This is a genomic window from Pseudovibrio denitrificans JCM 12308, from assembly GCF_001310815.1.
Taxonomy (GTDB): domain Bacteria; phylum Pseudomonadota; class Alphaproteobacteria; order Rhizobiales; family Stappiaceae; genus Pseudovibrio; species Pseudovibrio denitrificans.
Window position 1 is genome coordinate 1 of sequence record NZ_BAZK01000026.1, and the last position, 18,764, is coordinate 18,764.

Below are 18,764 nucleotides of genomic sequence, written 5' to 3' on the forward strand. Positions count from 1 at the left end.
CTTTCATTTACTACGAAAAGCACGGTGATCGCTTTGAATAGCGCACCGTGCTTTCGTGTATCTGGGCTCAGCTTCCAATGATCTTTCCTTTATTTCCCTATTGTTTTTAATTATTGTAATTTAAGGGTATTTTGCTGTCTTACATTTAGGGCAGGGGAGCTGCGTTGCTTTGCGGATTTAGCTAAAAATTTTTCTAAGGCAGGTGTTTAAAATGAAGACCGGTGTCACTACCTCATGGGTATTGAAGGGCGACTCTTCAATTGAGACATTTTGACTATTTACGTGGAACTACGCAGGAAATTGTGCCTGTTTTAGTGTTTAATTTTAAGCCTTGAGTAGTTTTCCCAAGCAATTGTTAGAAATCGTCATTTTTCTATTTTAATATGAGTATTTTACTCATAATATATATCTCTAGGTTTTTAGCGGTTTTTTTGTGCCCGCCTTACGAGAATGTGATCTTCTCGTGGCGTAAGGCACTCTTTCCTACCCGATTTACTCCGTTGTAAGGTCTTGCGCAGATTGTGGGGCTAAGCTAATCGTGCGTTGCGGTGCGACTAGATACACCGGATCCTAGGGTGTCCTTCCTATCCTTACGCCCTACTTTCTGCAGTGTGTGCAGTGCACCAAGAGTTTTATTGGTCGCATGACCTGTTACGTCCAGGGACGGATATTCAAATGGAAGACCTCCTCAGGGAGTACATCCCGATTGTCGTCTTTATCGGTGTTGCCCTCGTTATTGGCCTCGCGCTTCTCATCGCCCCGTTCATTGTTGCTTTCAAGAACCCGGATTCTGAAAAGCTCTCTGCTTACGAGTGTGGTTTCAACGCCTTTGATGACGCGCGTATGAAATTCGACATCCGGTTTTATCTGGTATCGATCCTCTTCATCATCTTTGACCTCGAAGTTGCTTTCCTCTTCCCATGGGCTGTTGCCTTTGGTGATCTGGGCTGGTTCGGCTTCGTCTCCATGATGATCTTCCTGGGCGTGCTCACGATTGGGTTCATCTATGAATGGAAGAAGGGAGCGCTGGAATGGGATTGATCTCTGACGGCTCCAAGCCTCTTGTCTCTCAAGCTCCAAAAGGGATCATCGATCCCAACACAGGTCGCCCGGTGGGCGAGAATGATCCATTCTTCATGAATGTGAACAACGAGCTTTCTGACAAAGGTTTTCTGGTTACTTCCAGTGAAAGCCTGATCCAGTGGGCACGTACCGGTTCTCTCATGTGGATGACGTTTGGTCTTGCCTGTTGTGCAGTGGAAATGATGCAAATGTCGATGCCGCGTTATGACGCAGAGCGTTTCGGCTTTGCTCCTCGTGGCTCTCCACGTCAGTCTGACGTGATGATTGTTGCAGGTACACTGACCAACAAGATGGCACCTGCGCTGCGCAAGGTTTATGACCAGATGCCAGAGCCTCGCTATGTGATCTCCATGGGATCCTGTGCGAACGGCGGCGGTTACTACCACTACTCCTATTCTGTTGTGCGCGGTTGTGACCGGGTTGTTCCGGTTGACATCTATGTGCCGGGTTGTCCTCCAACTGCTGAAGCGCTGCTTTACGGTGTGCTGCTGCTGCAGAAAAAGATCCGTCGCACGGGTACGATCGAAAGATGATTTACAGGTCGTGCGCTGATGGGTGCACGGCCTTATCGACATTGCTGGCAAGGGTTTCCCTGCCATTTGTGAGATGTCCAACCTATAGGAAACAAGGTAATGGACGAGACGCTTAGCGAACTCGGTGAATTTATCGAGCTAACGCTTGGAGACAAAGTTGAGAGCTGGTCGGTTGCTTATGGCGATCTCACTCTTAATGTGTCCCATGACCAGATTATCAATGTTCTGCGTTTCCTGCGCGATGACGCGCGGTGCGGTTTTATAGCATTGGTTGATATTTGCGGTGTGGACTGGCCGGCTCGGGAAAAACGTTTTGACGTTGTGTACCACCTGCTTTCCCCTGTTCAGAACCTGCGTATCCGCGTGAAGGTTCAGACAGACGAAACCACTCCGGTTCCGTCTGTGATTTCCATTTTCAAGGGTGCTGAATGGTTTGAACGTGAAGCCTACGACATGTACGGCATTCTGTTCACCGGTAACCCTGATCTGCGGCGCTTGCTGACCGACTACGGTTTTGACGGTTTCCCGCTTCGCAAGGATTTTCCTCTGACAGGCTATGTAGAGGTTCGTTACGACGACACCAAGAAGCGTGTTGTTTATGAGCCTGTGCAGCTTACTCAGGAATTCCGTAGTTTTGATTTCCTCTCACCATGGGAAGGCACTGACTACGTGCTTCCTGGTGATGAAAAAGCATCGAACTGAGGCACGGGTAGAGAATGGCTGAGGCTCAGGTACGAAACTTTAATATTAACTTTGGTCCGCAGCACCCTGCGGCGCACGGTGTGCTTCGTCTGGTTCTGGAACTGGATGGTGAGGTGGTCACTCGCGTTGATCCGCATATCGGCCTGTTGCACCGGGGTACTGAAAAGCTGATCGAGCACAAGACCTATCTTCAGGCTGTGCCTTACTTCGATCGTCTGGACTATGTGGCACCGATGAACCAGGAGCATGCGTATGCTCTTGCTGTTGAGCGCCTGCTGGGCATTGAAGTGCCTAAGCGCGGTCAGCTGATCCGTGTGCTTTACTCCGAAATCGGACGTCTGCTGTCACACTTGCTGAACGTGACCACGCAGGCGATGGACGTTGGTGCGTTGACGCCGCCGCTGTGGGGCTTTGAGCCTCGCGAAGAGCTCATGGGTTTCTATGAGCGTGGTTGTGGCGCGCGTATGCACGCAGCTTATGTGCGTCCGGGTGGTGTTCACCAGGATCTGCCACAGGATCTGCTCGATGATATGTGGAACTGGTGTGATCCGTTCCTCAAAACTCTCGACGACATTGAAGGTCTTCTGACCGATAACCGTATCTTCAAGCAGCGTAACGTTGATATCGGCGTTGTTGATCTTGATGAAGCCTGGGCAATGGGCTTCTCCGGTGTGATGGTCCGTGGTTCCGGCGCGAAATGGGATTTGCGTAAGTCGCAGCCTTATGAGTGCTACGATGAAATGGAATTCGACATCGCAATCGGCAAGAACGGCGACTGTTATGACCGTTACCTGATCCGCATGTTCGAGATGCGCCAGTCTGTGCGTATCATGAAGCAATGTCTGGAGATGCTGGGTAAGGAAACAGGTCCTGTTTCTTCTACTGATGGTAAGGTGGTTCCACCGAAGCGCGGTGAAATGAAGCGCTCCATGGAAGCTCTGATCCACCACTTCAAGCTTTACACCGAAGGCTATAAAGTTCCTGAGGGCGAGATTTATGCAGCCGTTGAGGCGCCAAAAGGCGAATTCGGCGTGTATCTCGTTTCTGATGGAACCAACAAGCCTTACCGCTGCAAGATCAAGGCTCCTGGCTTTGCTCACCTGCAGGCGTTGGACTACCTGTGCCGCGGCCATATGTTGGCTGACGTTGCCGCTGTCATCGGTTCCATCGATATCGTATTTGGGGAGATTGACCGGTAATGTCAGTGCGTCGTCTTCATCACGAACAGCCAGAGTCTTTTGAGTTCTCTCCAGAAAACCTGGAGTGGGCGAAAAAGGTTATCGAGCGTTACCCGGAAGGACGTCAGGCATCTGCTGTCGTGCCTATTCTGTGGCGTGCTCAGGAACAGGTTGGTTGGGTGACCGAGCCAGCGATCCGCGTGATCTCTGAAATGCTCGATATGCCTCGCATCCGTGTTCTGGAAGTGGCAACCTTCTACACCATGTTCCAGCTGCAGCCGGTCGGCAAAAAAGCGCACATTCAGGTGTGTGGCACGACCCCATGTCAGCTGCGTGGTTCTGAAGAGCTTATCAAAGTTTGTAAAAGCAAGATTTCTGAGACACCTCACACTCTTTCCGAAGATGGAAACTTCTCCTGGGAAGAGGTCGAGTGCCTTGGTGCTTGTGTGAATGCGCCAATGGTGCAGATCTTCAAAGATTTCTATGAGGATCTGGACGTTGAGAAGTTCGAGAAGCTTCTTGATGACATCGCAGGCGGAAAGCCGGTTCTGCCGGGCCCTCAGGGTGTTGACCGCATCTTCGCGGCGCCAGAGGGTGGCCCAACCACATTGCTGAACATTGAAGACACCACAAAAGGTGCGCCTCAGGAAGCAATGATTGTTGACGGTTCCGATGCTGCGTCCAAACACCATGCAGGTGCTGCTCTGAATACTGGCGGTGCTGGTTACACCGGTGTTCCTCGCCCAGCTGAAGCTGGCGTTGCGGAGTTCATCGAAGGCCACCGCAAGGCTCAGGAAGCCAAAGCGAAAGGTGAGGGGTAAGCGATGCTGAACGATTCCGATCGTATCTTCACCAATATCTATGGTCTGCATGATTGGGGGCTCGAAGGAGCCCGTCAGCGCGGATCATGGTCTGGTACCAAAGAAATCATTGAAAAAGGTCGTGACTGGATCATCGACGAAATGAAGACCTCCGGTCTTCGTGGTCGTGGTGGTGCGGGCTTCCCTACCGGTCTGAAGTGGTCCTTCATGCCGAAGGAAAGCGACGGTCGTCCGGCCTATCTCGTGGTCAACGCGGATGAGTCCGAGCCGGGCACCTGTAAAGACCGTGAAATCATGCGTCACGATCCTCACCATCTGGTTGAGGGTTGTCTGCTTGCTGGTTTCGCGATGGGTGCTATTGCGGCTTACATCTACGTACGCGGTGAGTTCATTCGTGAGCGTGAACGCCTGCAGGCTGCGATTGATCAGGCTTATGATGCTGGCCTGATCGGCAAGAACAACAAGAACGGCTACGACTTTGATATCTACGTGCACCACGGTGCAGGGGCTTATATCTGCGGTGAGGAAACTGCACTGCTGGAAAGCCTTGAAGGTAAAAAAGGTCAGCCGCGTCTGAAGCCTCCGTTCCCTGCGAACATGGGTATCTACGGCTGCCCAACCACAGTGAACAACGTGGAATCCATTGCTGTTGCGCCGACTATTCTGAAGCGCGGTGGTGCATGGTTCTCCGGTATTGGTCGTGAAAACAACGCTGGTACCAAGCTGTTCTGTGTTTCCGGACACGTGAACAAGCCATGTACCGTTGAAGAAGCGATGGGCATTTCCTTCAAGGAGCTGATTGAAAAGCACTGCGGTGGTATCCGCGGCGGCTGGGACAATCTGCTGGCGGTTATTCCGGGTGGTTCTTCTGTTCCTTGTGTGAAGGGTGAAGACATCCGTGATGCGAAGATGGACTTTGACGGTCTGCGTGAAGTTGGCTCCTCGCTGGGTACAGCTGCGGTGATCGTGATGGACAACTCCACCGACATCATCAAAGCAATTGCCCGTCTGTCCTACTTCTACAAGCACGAAAGCTGCGGTCAGTGTACGCCGTGCCGTGAAGGTACGGGCTGGATGTGGCGCGTGATGGAGCGGATGGTCAAGGGCGAGAGCTCTTACGACGAAATTGACATGCTGTTCAAAGTTACCAAGCAGGTGGAAGGTCATACGATCTGCGCGCTGGGTGATGCGGCTGCGTGGCCTATTCAGGGTTTGATCAAAAACTTCCGCCCTGTGATTGAAGACCGGATCGATCAGTACGTTGCCAAGCATCGTACCCCGACCGACAAGATCGCTGCGGAGTAAGGGATGAAGATCAGCCAAGAGAAAAAATGTCTGGATGTAAGCGAGAGCGATCTATCCGGTTCCAGGTTTGAAGATTGCAACTTGTCTGGTTGCTCTTTTGAAAATGTGAACCTGTCTGGTGGCCGCATCAACGACGTTAATCTCTCAGGCTGGTCTATCCATGATGCAAATCTCTCGGGTTGGTCAGTCGAGAAAGTCAATCTTTCTGGGCTGATCCTTGAAAATGCCAATCTGGCTGGCGCTAAAATTAAAAGCTGCCGGCTTCTTGGTATGACCATCGATGGAATTGAAGTGACTGAGCTTCTTAAGGCCTATCGCGCCCAGGAAGCTAAGGGTGAGGATGCCAACGCATGACTAAGCTTGTCGTCGACGGCAAAGAAATCGAAGTTCCTGCGGAATATACCGTTATGCAGGCCTGTGAAGAGGCCGGTGCGGAAATTCCAAGGTTCTGTTTTCATGACCGGCTCTCCGTAGCCGGCAACTGCCGCATGTGCCTTGTGGAAGTTAAAGGCGGACCGCCAAAGCCGGTTGCCTCTTGCGCAATGGGCGTGCGCGATCTGCGTCCGGGACCAGAAGGCCAGCCACCAGAGATCTTTACAAAGTCTCCAATGGTGAAAAAAGCGCGTGAAGGTGTGATGGAGTTTCTCCTGATCAACCACCCGCTGGACTGCCCTATCTGTGACCAAGGCGGTGAGTGTGATCTTCAGGATCAGGCCATGGCTTACGGTGTAGATAGTTCGCGCTTTGCTGAAAACAAGCGCGCAGTTGAAAATAAATACATCGGTCCGCTTGTTAAGACGATCATGACACGCTGCATTCACTGCACCCGTTGTGTTCGCTTCACGACCGAAGTTGCAGGTGTTTCTGAGCTGGGTCTGATTGGCCGTGGTGAAGACGCCGAGATTACCACTTATCTTGAAGAAGCGCTTTCCTCCGAGCTGCAGGGCAACGTGATTGACCTTTGCCCGGTTGGTGCTCTGACTTCCCGTCCATACGAGTTTAACGCTCGTCCATGGGAACTGGTGAAGACAGAGAGCGTCGACGTGATGGACGCTCTTGGCTCCGCTATCCGTGTTGACACACGCGGTAAAGAAGTCATGCGCATCATGCCTCGCCTCAACGAAGAGGTGAACGAGGAATGGATCTCTGACAAAACCCGTTTCATCTGGGATGGTCTGAAGACACAGCGTCTGGATCGCCCATATGCGAAGCAGAACGGTAAGCTGGCTCCTGCGAGCTGGACTGATGCTCTGAACGCGGTTGCGTCGAAGGTGAAAGCGGCTGGCGGTGCTAAGACTGCTGCAATCGCTGGTGACCTTGCTTCTGTTGAAGACATGTTTGCGCTGAAGGCTCTCATGGAGAGCATTGGCTCTGCAAATATGGACTGCCGTCAGGATGGCGCTCAGCTTGATCCATCTCTTGGCCGTACAACATATCTGTTTAACTCTTCCGTTGAAGGTATTGAAGACGCTGATGTAATTCTTCTCGTGGGTGCCAACCCGCGCGTTGAAGCTCCAGTTCTTAATGCCCGCATCCGTAAGGTTTGGCGTCACGGCGGTGCGAAGATTGGCTTTATCGGCCAGCCTGCAGATCTGACCTATGATGTAGACTATCTTGGCGCTGGCCCAGACACCCTGGCAGAGATTGCTTCTGGCAAGAATGCATTTGCAGAGGTTCTGAAGGGTGCGAAGAAGCCAATGATCATCGTTGGTGAAGGCGCAATCGCTCGTGAAGACGGTGCTGCTGTTCTTTCTGCCGCTGCAAAGCTGGCTGAGAGCATTGGTGCTGTGAGTGATGAGTGGAACGGCTTTAACGTTCTGCACACTGCTGCGAGCCGCGTTGGTGGTCTGGATATCGGATTTGTTCCGGGTGAGGGCGGTCTGGATGCTGGTGGCATTCAGGATGCAGCTGCCAAGGGCGACGTTGATGTTGTGTTCCTGCTTGGTGCAGACGAACTGGACATGTCTTCCTTCGGTGATGCGTTCGTTGTTTACATCGGTACTCACGGTGACCGCGGTGCACACCGCGCTGACGTTATTCTGCCAGGTGCTGCTTACACTGAGAAACCAGGTACCTATGTGAACCTGGAAGGCCGTGTACAACTGGCTAACCGCGCTGCATTCCCTCCAGGTGATGCACGTGAGGACTGGGCGATCATTCGTGCGCTTTCCGGTGCACTTGGTAAGCCGCTTGCTTTCAACAGCTTTGCGCAGCTGCGTGGTGCTCTAGTTGAAGCTGTTCCTCACATGGCGAACGTAAATTGCATTGCAACCGGTGTGGCTTCGGATGTTTCCAAGCTTGCTGCACGCGGTGGTGACATGAGTGGTGCCGGTTTTGCGCAGGCATTCAGTGATTTTTATCTAACCAACCCGATTGCCCGAGCTTCAGCGGTGATGGCCGAGTGTTCTGCACTTGCCATGCAGCGCCGAGCTGAGGCGGCGGAATAAGGGGACGGTGAGCATGGAAGCTTTTTTCTGGGATTACGGTTGGCCACTGATCATCATGCTCTTCCAGAGCGTGCTCCTGATGGTCGTACTGCTGCTGATCGTTGCTTACATTCTTTACGCTGACCGTAAGATCTGGGCTGCTGTTCAGATCCGTCGCGGTCCTAACGTGGTTGGCCCCTGGGGCTTGCTGCAGAGTTTTGCAGATCTTTTGAAATTCGTTTTGAAAGAGCCGATGATCCCTTCCGGATCTGACAAGTTCCTGTTCTTGTTTGCACCGCTGATTACAGTGGTTCTCTCCCTTGCTGCGTGGGCCGTTATTCCGGTTGCGCAGGGCTGGGTGATTGCAGACATCAACGTGGGTATTCTTTATGTGTTCGCGATCAGCTCCCTTGGAGTTTATGGCGTGATCATCGGTGGTTGGGCCTCCAACTCCAAATACCCGTTCCTGTCAGCTCTGCGTTCTGCAGCACAGATGGTTTCTTACGAAGTGTCTATCGGCTTCGTGATTGTGACTGTTCTGCTCTGCGTTGGTTCGCTGAACCTTTCCGAGATCGTTTACGCACAGCAGGCCCGCGGCCTTGCTCATGTGCTGGGCGTTCCGTGGCTGTCCATTCTGAACTGGTACTGGCTGCCGCTGTTCCCAATGTTCGTGGTGTTCTTTGTTTCCGCTCTTGCTGAAACAAACCGTCCTCCATTCGATCTTGCGGAAGCGGAATCCGAACTGGTTGCAGGTTTCATGGTTGAGTATGGCTCTACCCCTTACATGATGTTCATGTTGGGTGAGTACGTGGCGATCTCCCTGATGTGTGGTCTGATGACCATCCTGTTCATGGGTGGCTGGCTGCCTCCGCTGGACATCGCTCCATTCACCTGGGTTCCTGGCATTGTCTGGTTCCTGCTGAAGTGTCTGCTGGTGTTCTTCTTCATCTCCATGGCGAAAGCATGGTACCTCGTTACCGCTATGACCAGCTGATGCGTCTGGGTTGGAAAGTCTTCCTGCCGCTGTCTCTGGCAATGGTGTTCATCGTAGCGTTCGTGCTGATGTTCATGGGCTGGACTCCACCGGTCGGCGGATTTGGAGCATGATTTCCATCGCCGGTTTGATCGGCGGTGTGATGGGAATTTACCTTGGATGGCTGAACTACCGTCTCCTTCTTGGATTTATGGAGGCAGCCATCAACAAAGGAAGAGAGCGCAACCCAACCGAAAAAGGCTGGGTTGAGCTGGCGGAACCAACGATCCGCAAAGTCATTTTTACCCTGACGATAATCGGGATCCCGATTGTCGGATATCTCGCCGGAGCTAGCATTGCTCCTTAATTCGAGAGGAAAGGGTAACGAGAACCTTGTATGACTTCCTTGAAGTGTTCGCAGGTTCTCTTGGATTGTAATCGATCTTCCATGCCCCTGGCATGTTCGATCAAGAAAGGGCTGTAAAGGCTATGGGACTGGGACAGGCCGCAAAGTCGTTGCTTTTGAAGGAGTTCGTATCGGCGTTTTTTCTTGCCATGCGTTACTTCTTCAAGCCGAAGCCGACAATCAACTATCCCTTTGAGAAGGGGCCGGTAAGTCCGCGTTTTCGCGGCGAACACGCGTTGCGCCGGTATCCGAACGGAGAAGAGCGCTGCATTGCTTGTAAGCTTTGTGAGGCGATCTGCCCTGCGCAGGCCATTACGATTGAAGCTGGACCACGTCGTAACGACGGTACTCGCCGTACCACCCGCTACGACATTGACATGACCAAGTGCATTTACTGCGGGTTCTGTCAGGAAGCGTGTCCGGTTGATGCGATCGTGGAAGGCCCGAACTTTGAATTTGCGACCGAGACGCGAGAAGAGCTGTTCTACGATAAGGACAAGCTGCTTGCGAATGGGGAGCGTTGGGAGCGTGAGATCGCTCGCAATATCGAATTGGATGCTCCGTACCGCTAAGGCGGGGGAGTAGGTTGTGTCCGGTTGGGGCTTAGCACTGACCGGGCGAGACAATAGGACAAAGGCAACCTAAAAATGGTTTTGCAGGCCCTGTTTTTCTATCTGTTTGCCGCACTTGCGGTGGCCTCTGCTTCATGGTGATTGCATCTCGCAATCCGGTTCACTCAGTGCTGTTCCTCATCCTGTGCTTCTTTAATGCAGCCGGGTTGTTTGTGCTGATTGGTGCCGAGTATCTGGCGATGCTTCTGGTTGTTGTCTACGTGGGTGCAGTCATGGTGCTGTTCCTGTTCGTGGTCATGATGCTGGATGTTGACTTTGCTGAGATGCGTCAGGGGTTCTTGCAGTATCTGCCAATCGGCGCGCTGATTGGTGTGATTTTGCTGGTTGAACTGCTGATGGTTGTCAGTGGCTGGTACATCGCTCCTGGCATGCTGGGTGAGGGATCTGCCCCAACACCTCCTGTCGAGCAGACACAGAATATCGCCGCTATCGGTGAATTGCTTTACACCCGCTACATTTACTGGTTCCAGGTTGCTGGTCTGGTGCTGCTGGTGGCAATGATCGGTGCGATCGTCTTGACCCTTCGTCACAAGCCGGGCGTACGCCGTCAGAATATCTCTGAGCAGGTTGCCCGTCGTCCAGAGACCGCGATTGAAGTGGTCAAGGTTGAAAGTGGCAAGGGTTTGTAAGAGCCGTCTTTGACGGGTCTTCACCATTAATTCGTACCGGAGAAAAGACCTTCATCTGAAGGTTCCTTCTCCGGAGTTTGAATAGAACACGGGGAGCACTGAGAGGCGCCCATGGAAATTGGCTTAGCGCATTATCTCGGGGTCGCAGCGATCCTATTCACCATCGGGATCTTTGGCATCTTCCTCAACCGGAAGAACGTCATCGTCATCCTGATGTCTATCGAGCTCTTACTGCTCGCAGTTAACATCAACCTGGTGGCATTTTCCTACTTCATGCAGGACATGGTTGGTCAGATCTTTGCGCTCCTGGTTCTTACCGTTGCAGCAGCAGAGGCGGCCATTGGTCTTGCTATTCTGGTTGTTTACTTCCGTAACCGCGGCTCTATCGCCGTGGAAGACATCAATATGATGAAAGGCTGAGGGGCGGATGTTTTCAGCAATCGTTTTTCTGCCGTTGCTTGGCTTCCTGATTGTCGGGCTATTCGGCAATCGGCTTGGGGTCAAAGCCAGCGAGTACATCACCAGCGGCTTCATGATTGTCGCAGCCCTTCTGTCATGGGTGGTGTTTTTTCAATACGGGCTTGGTTCAGAAAGCACGCAGCTTATAACCATTTTCCGCTGGATCACCTCTGGGGATCTTTCGGTTAACTGGACAATCCGCGTGGATACACTCACCGCAGTGATGCTGGTGGTTGTGAACTCTGTGTCCTGTCTGGTTCACATTTACTCTATCGGGTACATGCACCACGATCCGCATCGTCCGCGGTTCTTTGCTTACCTTTCGCTCTTCACCTTTGCGATGCTGACACTGGTCACTGCTGATGACCTGCTGCAGATGTTCTTTGGTTGGGAAGGCGTTGGTCTGGCATCTTACCTGCTGATCGGCTTCTGGTACCAGAAACCATCCGCTAACGCGGCTGCGATGAAAGCGTTCATCGTCAACCGTGTGGGTGACTTTGGTTTCGCTCTGGGTATCTTCGGTGTCTTCTACCTGTATGGCTCCATCGACTTCACCTCGATTTTCGCAAGTGGTCCTTCTCTTCTTGAGAACAAAGAGCCTGTGCTGAACTTCCTGGGTTATGAGTTGATGGCTGAACCTGCGCTGACAGTTGTTTGTCTGCTGCTGTTCATGGGTGCCATGGGTAAATCAGCTCAGTTCCTGCTTCACACCTGGTTGCCGGATGCGATGGAAGGCCCAACGCCTGTTTCCGCGCTGATCCACGCAGCGACCATGGTGACAGCTGGTGTGTTCATGGTTGCGCGTCTTGCGCCGATTTTTGAACTGGCACCAACTGCGATGACTGTTGTGACCTTCTTCGGCGCGACCACCGCCTTCTTTGCAGCGACCATTGGCTGTGTGCAGAACGACATCAAGCGCGTGATTGCATACTCCACCTGTTCCCAGCTGGGTTACATGTTTGTTGCTCTGGGTGTGGGCGCGTTCGGTGTTGGAATCTTCCACCTGTTCACACACGCCTTCTTTAAAGCGCTTCTGTTCCTTTGCGCCGGTTCCGTTATCCATGCGGTTTCCGACGAGCAGGACATGCGTAAGATGGGCGGCCTGCGCAAGCACATCCCATGGACCTACTGGACCATGATGATTGGTACGTTGGCGCTGACAGGTTTCGGTATTCCGTTCATCGGTATCGGTACTGCAGGTTTCGTTTCCAAAGATGCGATCATTGAAGCTGCTTATGTTGGCCATAACATCTTCGCTGGTTACGCGTTCTGGGCGACTGTCCTTGCTGCGTTGCTGACAAGCTTCTACAGCTGGCGTCTTGTGTTCATGACCTTCCACGGCAAACCACGAGCTTCCGTTGATGTGATGAAACACATCCACGAGAGCCCATGGGTTATGCTGGTTCCGCTTCTTCTTCTGTCCATCGGCGCACTGTTTGCTGGTATGGCCTTCAAAGAAGCGTTCATGGGTCATGACTATGCGCACTTCTGGAAGGACGTCTTTGGCGGTACCAACAGTGAGCTTGCTGTGATTGAAGAAATGCACCACGTGCATTGGCTGGTGGCATTGTCTCCGACACTCGCATGATCGCCGGCTTCATCATCGCTTACGTATTCTACATCGCAAAACCAGACATGCCGAAGGCTCTGGCAGAGCGTCATCAGCCACTTTACAAGTTCCTCCTGAACAAGTGGTACTTCGATGAGCTTTATGACTTCCTGTTTGTGAAGCCTGCTATGGCACTTGGCCGCTTCCTGTGGAAGCGTGGTGATGGCACAGTTATCGACGGACTTGGTCCTGACGGTGTTGCCTCACGCGTTCAGCAGGTTACCGGTTGGGTTGTTCGCCTGCAGTCTGGCTACATCTATCACTACGCATTCGCCATGTTGATCGGGGTTGCCTTCTTCGTCACCCTGGCCATGTTCTCCGGTGGGGGAGTTCATTAATGAACGACTGGTCCATCCTTTCCATCACAACATTTCTCCCGCTGGTAGGTGTTCTTTTCATCCTACTGGTGCGGGGTGATGATCCAGATGCGAAGACAAACATTCGGCGTGTTGCGCTGATTACAACGACCTTCACATTCATCGTCTCCCTGTTTATCTGGGGCGGGTTCACCAATGAGAACCCAGGCTTCCAGATGGTTGAGAAGTACGACTGGTTCGGTGATACCTTCACCTACCACATGGGTGTGGACGGCATTTCCATGCTGTTCGTCATTCTGACCACTTTCCTGATGCCACTTTGTATTCTGGCAAGCTGGGAAAGCGTTCAGGACCGCGTGAAAGAATACATGATCGCCTTCCTGGTGCTGGAAACACTGATGATCGGTGTGTTCTGTGCGCTGGATCTGGTTCTGTTCTACGTATTCTTCGAGGCTGGCCTCATTCCGATGTTCCTGATCATCGGTGTCTGGGGTGGTCCACGCCGCGTGTACGCAAGCTACAAGTTCTTCCTGTACACTTTGCTCGGCTCCGTGCTGATGCTGGCCGCTATCATGGCTATGTACTGGCAGGCTGGTACGCTGGACATCGTGGAACTGCTTGATAAGAGCGATTTCCCTGCACAGATGCAGACCTGGCTGTGGCTGGCATTCTTCGCAAGCTTTGCTGTGAAGATGCCAATGTGGCCGGTTCACACCTGGTTGCCGGATGCGCACGTGGAAGCACCGACTGCTGGTTCTGTTGTGCTGGCGGCGATCCTCCTGAAAATGGGTGGTTACGGCTTCCTGCGCTTCTCCTTGCCAATGTTCCCGATTGCGAGTGACATGTTCGCGCCGTTGATCTTCACACTTTCCATTGTGGCGATCATCTACACCTCTTTGGTGGCGCTGGCTCAGGAAGACATCAAGAAGCTGATCGCTTACTCATCCGTTGCTCACATGGGCTTCGTGACTATGGGTATCTTCTCTGCGAATGCGCAGGGTATCGAAGGTGCGATCTTCATGATGCTGGCACACGGTCTGATCTCCGGCGCGCTGTTCCTGTGTGTTGGTGTTATCTACGATCGCATGCATACTCGTCAGATCACTGCTTACGGTGGCCTCGTGAACAACATGCCGCGTTATGCTGTTGCGTTCATGATCTTCACCATGGCGAACGTTGGTCTGCCAGGTACTGCCGGCTTTGTGGGTGAGTTCCTGACCATGATCGGTGTGTTCCAGGTGAACACATGGGTTGCATTCTTTGCTGCAACCGGCGTGATCCTGTCTGCTGCTTACGCTCTGTTCCTCTACCGCCGCGTCGTCTTTGGTGCGCTGGAGAAGGAAAGCCTCAAGTCCATGCTGGACCTGACTGGCCGTGAGAAGCTGATCCTGGCTCCGCTGATCATTCTGACGATCTTCTTCGGGTTTTATCCGGCAGCGCTGCTGGATGTGACGTCCGCGTCCGTTGGTGCCCTTATCGAAAACTACAACGCTGCACTAGAAGCAGGTGGCATTGCCACTCACGCTGCTGCAGCTGTCAGCCATTAACAGGGGAGCTGTGCACTCATGAATGCTGAGCTTCTAGCAATTCCTGATCTGATGCCGGTGATGCCTGAGATCCTTCTGGTTCTCGGTGCCATGGTCCTGCTGATGGTTGGTGCATTTGGTGGAGAGAAATCTACTCCGCTGGTAACGGGTATCTGCGTTGCGTTGCTCACTGTTGCAGGTCTGATCCTGCTGGTGAGCCCGCATTACGGCACCACTTTCAATGGCGCTTTCATTCAGGACGCGTTCTCCCAGTACATGAAGGTACTGGTGCTGATCGGTTCCGGCTTTGCCATTGCAATGTCCGTTGCTTATGCCCGTTCTCAGAACTTTGACCGCTTCGAGTATCCAATCCTCATCGTGATCGCGACTGTTGGTATGATGCTGATGCTTTCTGCCAATGACCTGATCTCTATGTATCTGGGTGTTGAACTGCAGTCTCTGGCGCTTTACGTGGTCGCCTCGATCAACCGTGACTCTGTGCGTTCCACAGAGGCTGGCCTGAAGTACTTCGTCCTTGGTGCGTTGTCTTCCGGTATGCTGCTTTACGGTATGTCCTTCATCTACGGCTTTACCGGTCACACTGACTTTGTCGGCATCGCGGCTGCTCTGACTGAAGAGCGCGCGTCTCTTGGTCTGGTGTTCGGTATCGTGTTCATGCTGGCAGGTATTGCCTTCAAGATCTCTGCGGTTCCATTCCACATGTGGACCCCGGATGTGTATGAGGGTGCGCCAACTCCAGTGACTGCCTTCTTTGCGGCAGCGCCTAAGATTGCTGCGTTTGGTATGCTGATCCGCGTATTGATCGAAGCGCTGGGTGATGTGACCACTGACTGGCAGCAGATCGTTGTGTTCATCGCAATTGCTTCCATGGCGCTTGGTGCGTTCGCTGCGATTGGCCAGAAGAACATCAAACGTCTGATGGCTTACTCTTCCATCGGTAACATGGGTTACGCGCTGGTAGGTCTGGCAGCTGGTACCGAGGCTGGTGTACATGGTCTGATCGTCTTCATGACCGCTTACCTTGCCATGACACTGGGTGCGTTTGCCTGCATCCTGTCCATGCGCCGCAAGGAAGGCATGGTTGAAGAGATTTCTGATCTGGCTGGTCTTTCCAAGACCAACCTGCCAATGGCTGTGCTGCTGGCTGTGATCATGTTCTCTCTGACTGGTCTGCCTCCGCTCATCGGCTTCTTCGGTAAGTTCTACGTGTTCATCGCTGCGATGGACGCTGGTCTTGCTCCACTGGTCGTGATCGGTCTGGTGACCAGCGTTGTGGCTGCTTACTATTACCTGCGTGTGATCAAGGTCATGTTCTTTGATGATGCGACAGGTGAGTTCTTGCCAATGTCCGGTGAAATGAAAATTGTGCTGGGTCTTTCCAGTGCGGTTGTCGGACTGTTCTTCATCATGCCAGAGCCAATCATGAATGCTGCTGCCAACGCAGCTGGCGTTCTGTTCTAGTGCATCGATGATGAACCTTGGACAATTAAAAGACGAAGGCCCGGTGCGCTCAGCGCCGGGCTTTTGTTTTGAGCACTACGATCAAATCGGTTCCACCAACACCTACGGCCTGCAAAAGGCGCGGGACGGACATCCCGGTAATCTGTGGGTGCGCTCCGACATTCAGGTGACTGGTAGAGGACGTCGTGGGCGTGAGTGGACATCAGAAGCGGGCAATCTGTTCGCTTCTGTTTTGCTGCGCGTGGATGTTCAGAATGAGAAGATCGTTCAGCTGCCATTCGTTGCGGCTCTTGCGCTTGGTGAAGCCATTGAGCGGGCAACTGGCGCGCATAATCTGGCGCAGCTGAAGTGGCCCAACGATGTGCTCATTGACGGACAAAAGGTCTCTGGCATCTTGCTTGAGAGCGAAAGTGGGCCTAATGGTGAGCTGTGCCTTGTGTGCGGTTTTGGCGTCAACGTGTCTCATCACCCAGATCTTGGTGATTATGCTGTTACGGATTTGCGCAGCATGGGGTACATGTGCGACCCGAGCCAGGTGTTTGATGCACTTGCGCAAAGCTTCGCACGATGGCTGGAAACGTGGAAGGCGGCCAGTGGGTTTGAGGAGATCAGATCTGCATGGTTGCGGCGCGCCGTGGGGCGTGGGAAACCAATCCGCGTTCGCCTAAGCAATGAAGAATTTTCCGGTGTCTTTATAGATATCGATCAAATGGGCCGACTGATCGTGAAATTGGATCATGGCGGCGAGCGGCTGGTAACAGCCGGTGATGTTTTCTTTTCCTGACGACGTGCAAAGCACGTGGTGCTGGCTTTTGAAGTGATGAAGCCACACGTCTGACAGGACATAGAGTTTATCAGCGTGTTCTTGTTCCGTAACCGGGACCATTTTTCAGAGCATGCTTTGAAGGAGTCTTAGATGTCGAGCACTGAAGAGCTCGTGTTCCTGCCTTTGGGCGGTGTTGGCGAAATTGGTATGAACCTCGGTCTTTATGGATATGGACCTGAGGATGATCGTCGCTGGCTGATCGTTGATTTTGGTGTGTCCTTTGCCGGTCCTGAAATGCCGGGTGTGGATCTGGTTCTTCCAGATATTCGGTTTCTGGAAGAAGAGCGCTCCCGCATTGACGGGATTGTCATTACCCACGCGCATGAAGACCACTATGGTGCGCTGACCTATCTTTGGAAACGCCTTGAACTACCGGTCTATGCCACACCGTTTACTGCACGCCTTCTGGAAGCCAAGCTGATTGGTGATGGAGCGGATTACCAAATTCCAGTGACAGTTGTTAATCAAGGGGACCGGTTCAAAGCCGGTATCTTTGATATTGAGCTGGTGACCATGACCCACTCGATCCCGGAGCCGTGTGCTTTGGCTATCCGTATCGGCGGACAACTGGTTCTGCATTCCGGTGACTGGAAGATCGATCTGACACCGGGTGTAGGCAAAGCAATTGACCTGCAGCGTTTGCGTGAGCTGGGCGATGAAGGCGTTGATGTTTTCGTGTGCGACAGCACCAACGCGGTCCGTGATGGGGTGAGCCCGAGTGAAGCGGATGTGAAGGAAGAGCTGACCCGCATCATCAAAGAAGCGCCAAACCGTGTGGCTGTGACCACGTTTGCCTCCAACGTTGCACGTATGCGTGCGGTGGCGGAAGCGGCGATGGCTGCGGAACGTGAGATTGTGGTGATTGGCCGGTCCATGCAGCGAACTGTCGAGATTGCCCGCGACCTTGGATACCTTGATGGTTTGGCTCCATTCCGTGATGAAGAGACCTATGGCTCTTTGCCGCGTGATAAGGTTGTGGCGCTGTGCACTGGTTCTCAGGGTGAAGCGCGTGCTGCAATGGCGCGTATCGCAGGTGATCAGCATCGCCTGATTGGTTTGTCAGCTGGCGATATGGTTATCTTCTCCAGTCGTACCATTCCGGGTAATGAAAAGGCTGTTTACGGCATCATCAACCAGTTGACCCAGCAAGGTCTTCAGGTGGTGACAGACCGTGATGCATTGGTGCACGTTTCTGGGCATCCACGACGTGGTGAGCTGGATCAGGTTTATAACCTTGTGCGCCCGAAGAAGGTTCTGCCGGTTCACGGCGAACCGCTGCATTTGCAGTGCCATAAGGACTTTGCCGAGAGCAAAGGCGTGAAAGACGTCAAGATCATCCGTGATGGCGACATGGTTCGTCTGCATCCGGGTGGGCTTAAGGTTATTGATGAAGCGCCGGCTGGTATCCTTGTTCGCGATGGTCGTCTGGTGGCTGCACCGGAAGAGACCGGCGTGCAAGAGCGCCGCAAACTTTCTTATGGCGGCTGCGTGACGGTTTCGCTCATCCTTGATGGTCGTGGTGAGTTGCTGGGTGACATTGATGTGGTGTTGTTTGGCATGCCGGATGAGACTGAGGATGGTACACCGTTTGAGGACGCTGTTCGTGATGCGGTTTATGGTGCTGTGATTTCCATTCCGAAGAGCCGTCGCCGTGATGTTGAACTGGTTCGCGAAGCGGCGCGCCGGGCAGGGCGTTATGCGGTTGTGGAGCATTGGGGCAAGAAGCCACTTTGCAAAGCGCTGGTGCAACGCGTCTGATTTGCTGAGTGCAATTTGAGATTTTGAAGGCCGCAGGTGAGGGCATCAACTGCGGCCTTTGACTTTTGATCCAATGGACTTTGCGTGGGAAATCTGTTC

Annotated in this window: 15 protein-coding genes and 3 pseudogenes; all 18 read left to right on the forward strand. The window is 52.9% G+C overall.

Annotated elements, in window-relative coordinates; translation table 11 throughout:
* The first annotated feature begins 675 nt into the window (after positions 1-675).
* Positions 676-1,041 (forward strand): NADH-quinone oxidoreductase subunit A, encoded by a 366-nt coding sequence (locus JCM12308_RS23615; protein WP_008547103.1) that lies wholly within the window; start codon positions 676-678, stop codon positions 1,039-1,041.
* On the forward strand, positions 1,032-1,616 hold the full coding sequence (locus JCM12308_RS23620) for a NuoB/complex I 20 kDa subunit family protein (protein WP_008546978.1): 585 nt from the start codon (positions 1,032-1,034) through the stop codon (positions 1,614-1,616). The genes JCM12308_RS23615 and JCM12308_RS23620 overlap by 10 nt, the downstream gene beginning before the upstream one ends.
* 99 nt (positions 1,617-1,715) lie before the next feature.
* The gene (locus JCM12308_RS23625) at positions 1,716-2,318 is read left to right on the forward strand and encodes an NADH-quinone oxidoreductase subunit C (RefSeq protein WP_008546747.1); all 603 of its coding nucleotides are present in this window, start codon (positions 1,716-1,718) and stop codon (positions 2,316-2,318) included.
* Positions 2,319-2,332: 14 nt separating this feature from the next.
* Positions 2,333-3,517 (forward strand): NADH-quinone oxidoreductase subunit D, encoded by a 1,185-nt coding sequence (locus JCM12308_RS23630; protein WP_008546642.1) that lies wholly within the window; start codon positions 2,333-2,335, stop codon positions 3,515-3,517.
* Positions 3,517-4,317: an NADH-quinone oxidoreductase subunit NuoE gene (gene nuoE, locus JCM12308_RS23635; RefSeq protein ID WP_054785274.1), complete on the forward strand. Its 801-nt coding sequence runs from the start codon at positions 3,517-3,519 to the stop codon at positions 4,315-4,317. The genes JCM12308_RS23630 and nuoE overlap by 1 nt, the downstream gene beginning before the upstream one ends.
* A 3-nt stretch (positions 4,318-4,320) precedes the next feature.
* Positions 4,321-5,622, forward strand: a complete 1,302-nt coding sequence (gene nuoF, locus JCM12308_RS23640; protein ID WP_008546776.1) for an NADH-quinone oxidoreductase subunit NuoF — start codon at positions 4,321-4,323, stop codon at positions 5,620-5,622.
* Positions 5,623-5,625: 3 nt separating this feature from the next.
* Positions 5,626-5,976, forward strand: coding sequence for a pentapeptide repeat-containing protein (locus tag JCM12308_RS23645; RefSeq protein WP_054785275.1), 351 nt, complete (start codon positions 5,626-5,628; stop codon positions 5,974-5,976).
* On the forward strand, positions 5,973-8,069 hold the full coding sequence (gene nuoG, locus JCM12308_RS23650; protein WP_054785276.1) for an NADH-quinone oxidoreductase subunit NuoG: 2,097 nt from the start codon (positions 5,973-5,975) through the stop codon (positions 8,067-8,069). Before JCM12308_RS23645 ends, nuoG begins: the two co-directional genes overlap by 4 nt.
* Before the next feature lie 55 nt (positions 8,070-8,124).
* Positions 8,125-9,155 (forward strand): annotated as a pseudogene (gene nuoH / locus JCM12308_RS23655) (NADH-quinone oxidoreductase subunit NuoH).
* A complete protein-coding gene (locus JCM12308_RS23660) occupies positions 9,152-9,388 on the forward strand; it encodes a hypothetical protein (protein WP_054785277.1) in 237 nt (78 codons plus the stop codon). The pseudogene nuoH and the gene JCM12308_RS23660 overlap by 4 nt, the downstream one beginning before the upstream one ends.
* A gap of 122 nt (positions 9,389-9,510) precedes the next feature.
* Positions 9,511-9,999: an NADH-quinone oxidoreductase subunit NuoI gene (gene nuoI / locus JCM12308_RS23665; protein ID WP_014285948.1), complete on the forward strand. Its 489-nt coding sequence runs from the start codon at positions 9,511-9,513 to the stop codon at positions 9,997-9,999.
* Between the two features lie 75 nt (positions 10,000-10,074).
* A pseudogene (locus tag JCM12308_RS23670) lies at positions 10,075-10,688 on the forward strand (NADH-quinone oxidoreductase subunit J).
* A gap of 111 nt (positions 10,689-10,799) precedes the next feature.
* The gene (gene nuoK / locus JCM12308_RS23675; protein ID WP_008546212.1) at positions 10,800-11,108 is read left to right on the forward strand and encodes an NADH-quinone oxidoreductase subunit NuoK; all 309 of its coding nucleotides are present in this window, start codon (positions 10,800-10,802) and stop codon (positions 11,106-11,108) included.
* Positions 11,109-11,115: 7 nt separating this feature from the next.
* Positions 11,116-13,094: pseudogene (nuoL, locus tag JCM12308_RS23680) on the forward strand (NADH-quinone oxidoreductase subunit L).
* Positions 13,094-14,620 (forward strand): NADH-quinone oxidoreductase subunit M, encoded by a 1,527-nt coding sequence (locus tag JCM12308_RS23685; RefSeq protein WP_008546553.1) that lies wholly within the window; start codon positions 13,094-13,096, stop codon positions 14,618-14,620. Before nuoL ends, JCM12308_RS23685 begins: the two are co-directional and overlap by 1 nt.
* An 18-nt stretch (positions 14,621-14,638) precedes the next feature.
* On the forward strand, positions 14,639-16,081 hold the full coding sequence (gene nuoN, locus JCM12308_RS23690; RefSeq protein ID WP_054785278.1) for an NADH-quinone oxidoreductase subunit NuoN: 1,443 nt from the start codon (positions 14,639-14,641) through the stop codon (positions 16,079-16,081).
* A gap of 7 nt (positions 16,082-16,088) precedes the next feature.
* Positions 16,089-16,865, forward strand: a complete 777-nt coding sequence (locus tag JCM12308_RS23695) for a biotin--[acetyl-CoA-carboxylase] ligase (RefSeq protein ID WP_054785301.1) — start codon at positions 16,089-16,091, stop codon at positions 16,863-16,865.
* Positions 16,866-16,997: 132 nt separating this feature from the next.
* Positions 16,998-18,665, forward strand: coding sequence for a ribonuclease J (locus JCM12308_RS23700; RefSeq protein WP_054785279.1), 1,668 nt, complete (start codon positions 16,998-17,000; stop codon positions 18,663-18,665).
* Positions 18,666-18,764: the final 99 nt, after the last annotated feature.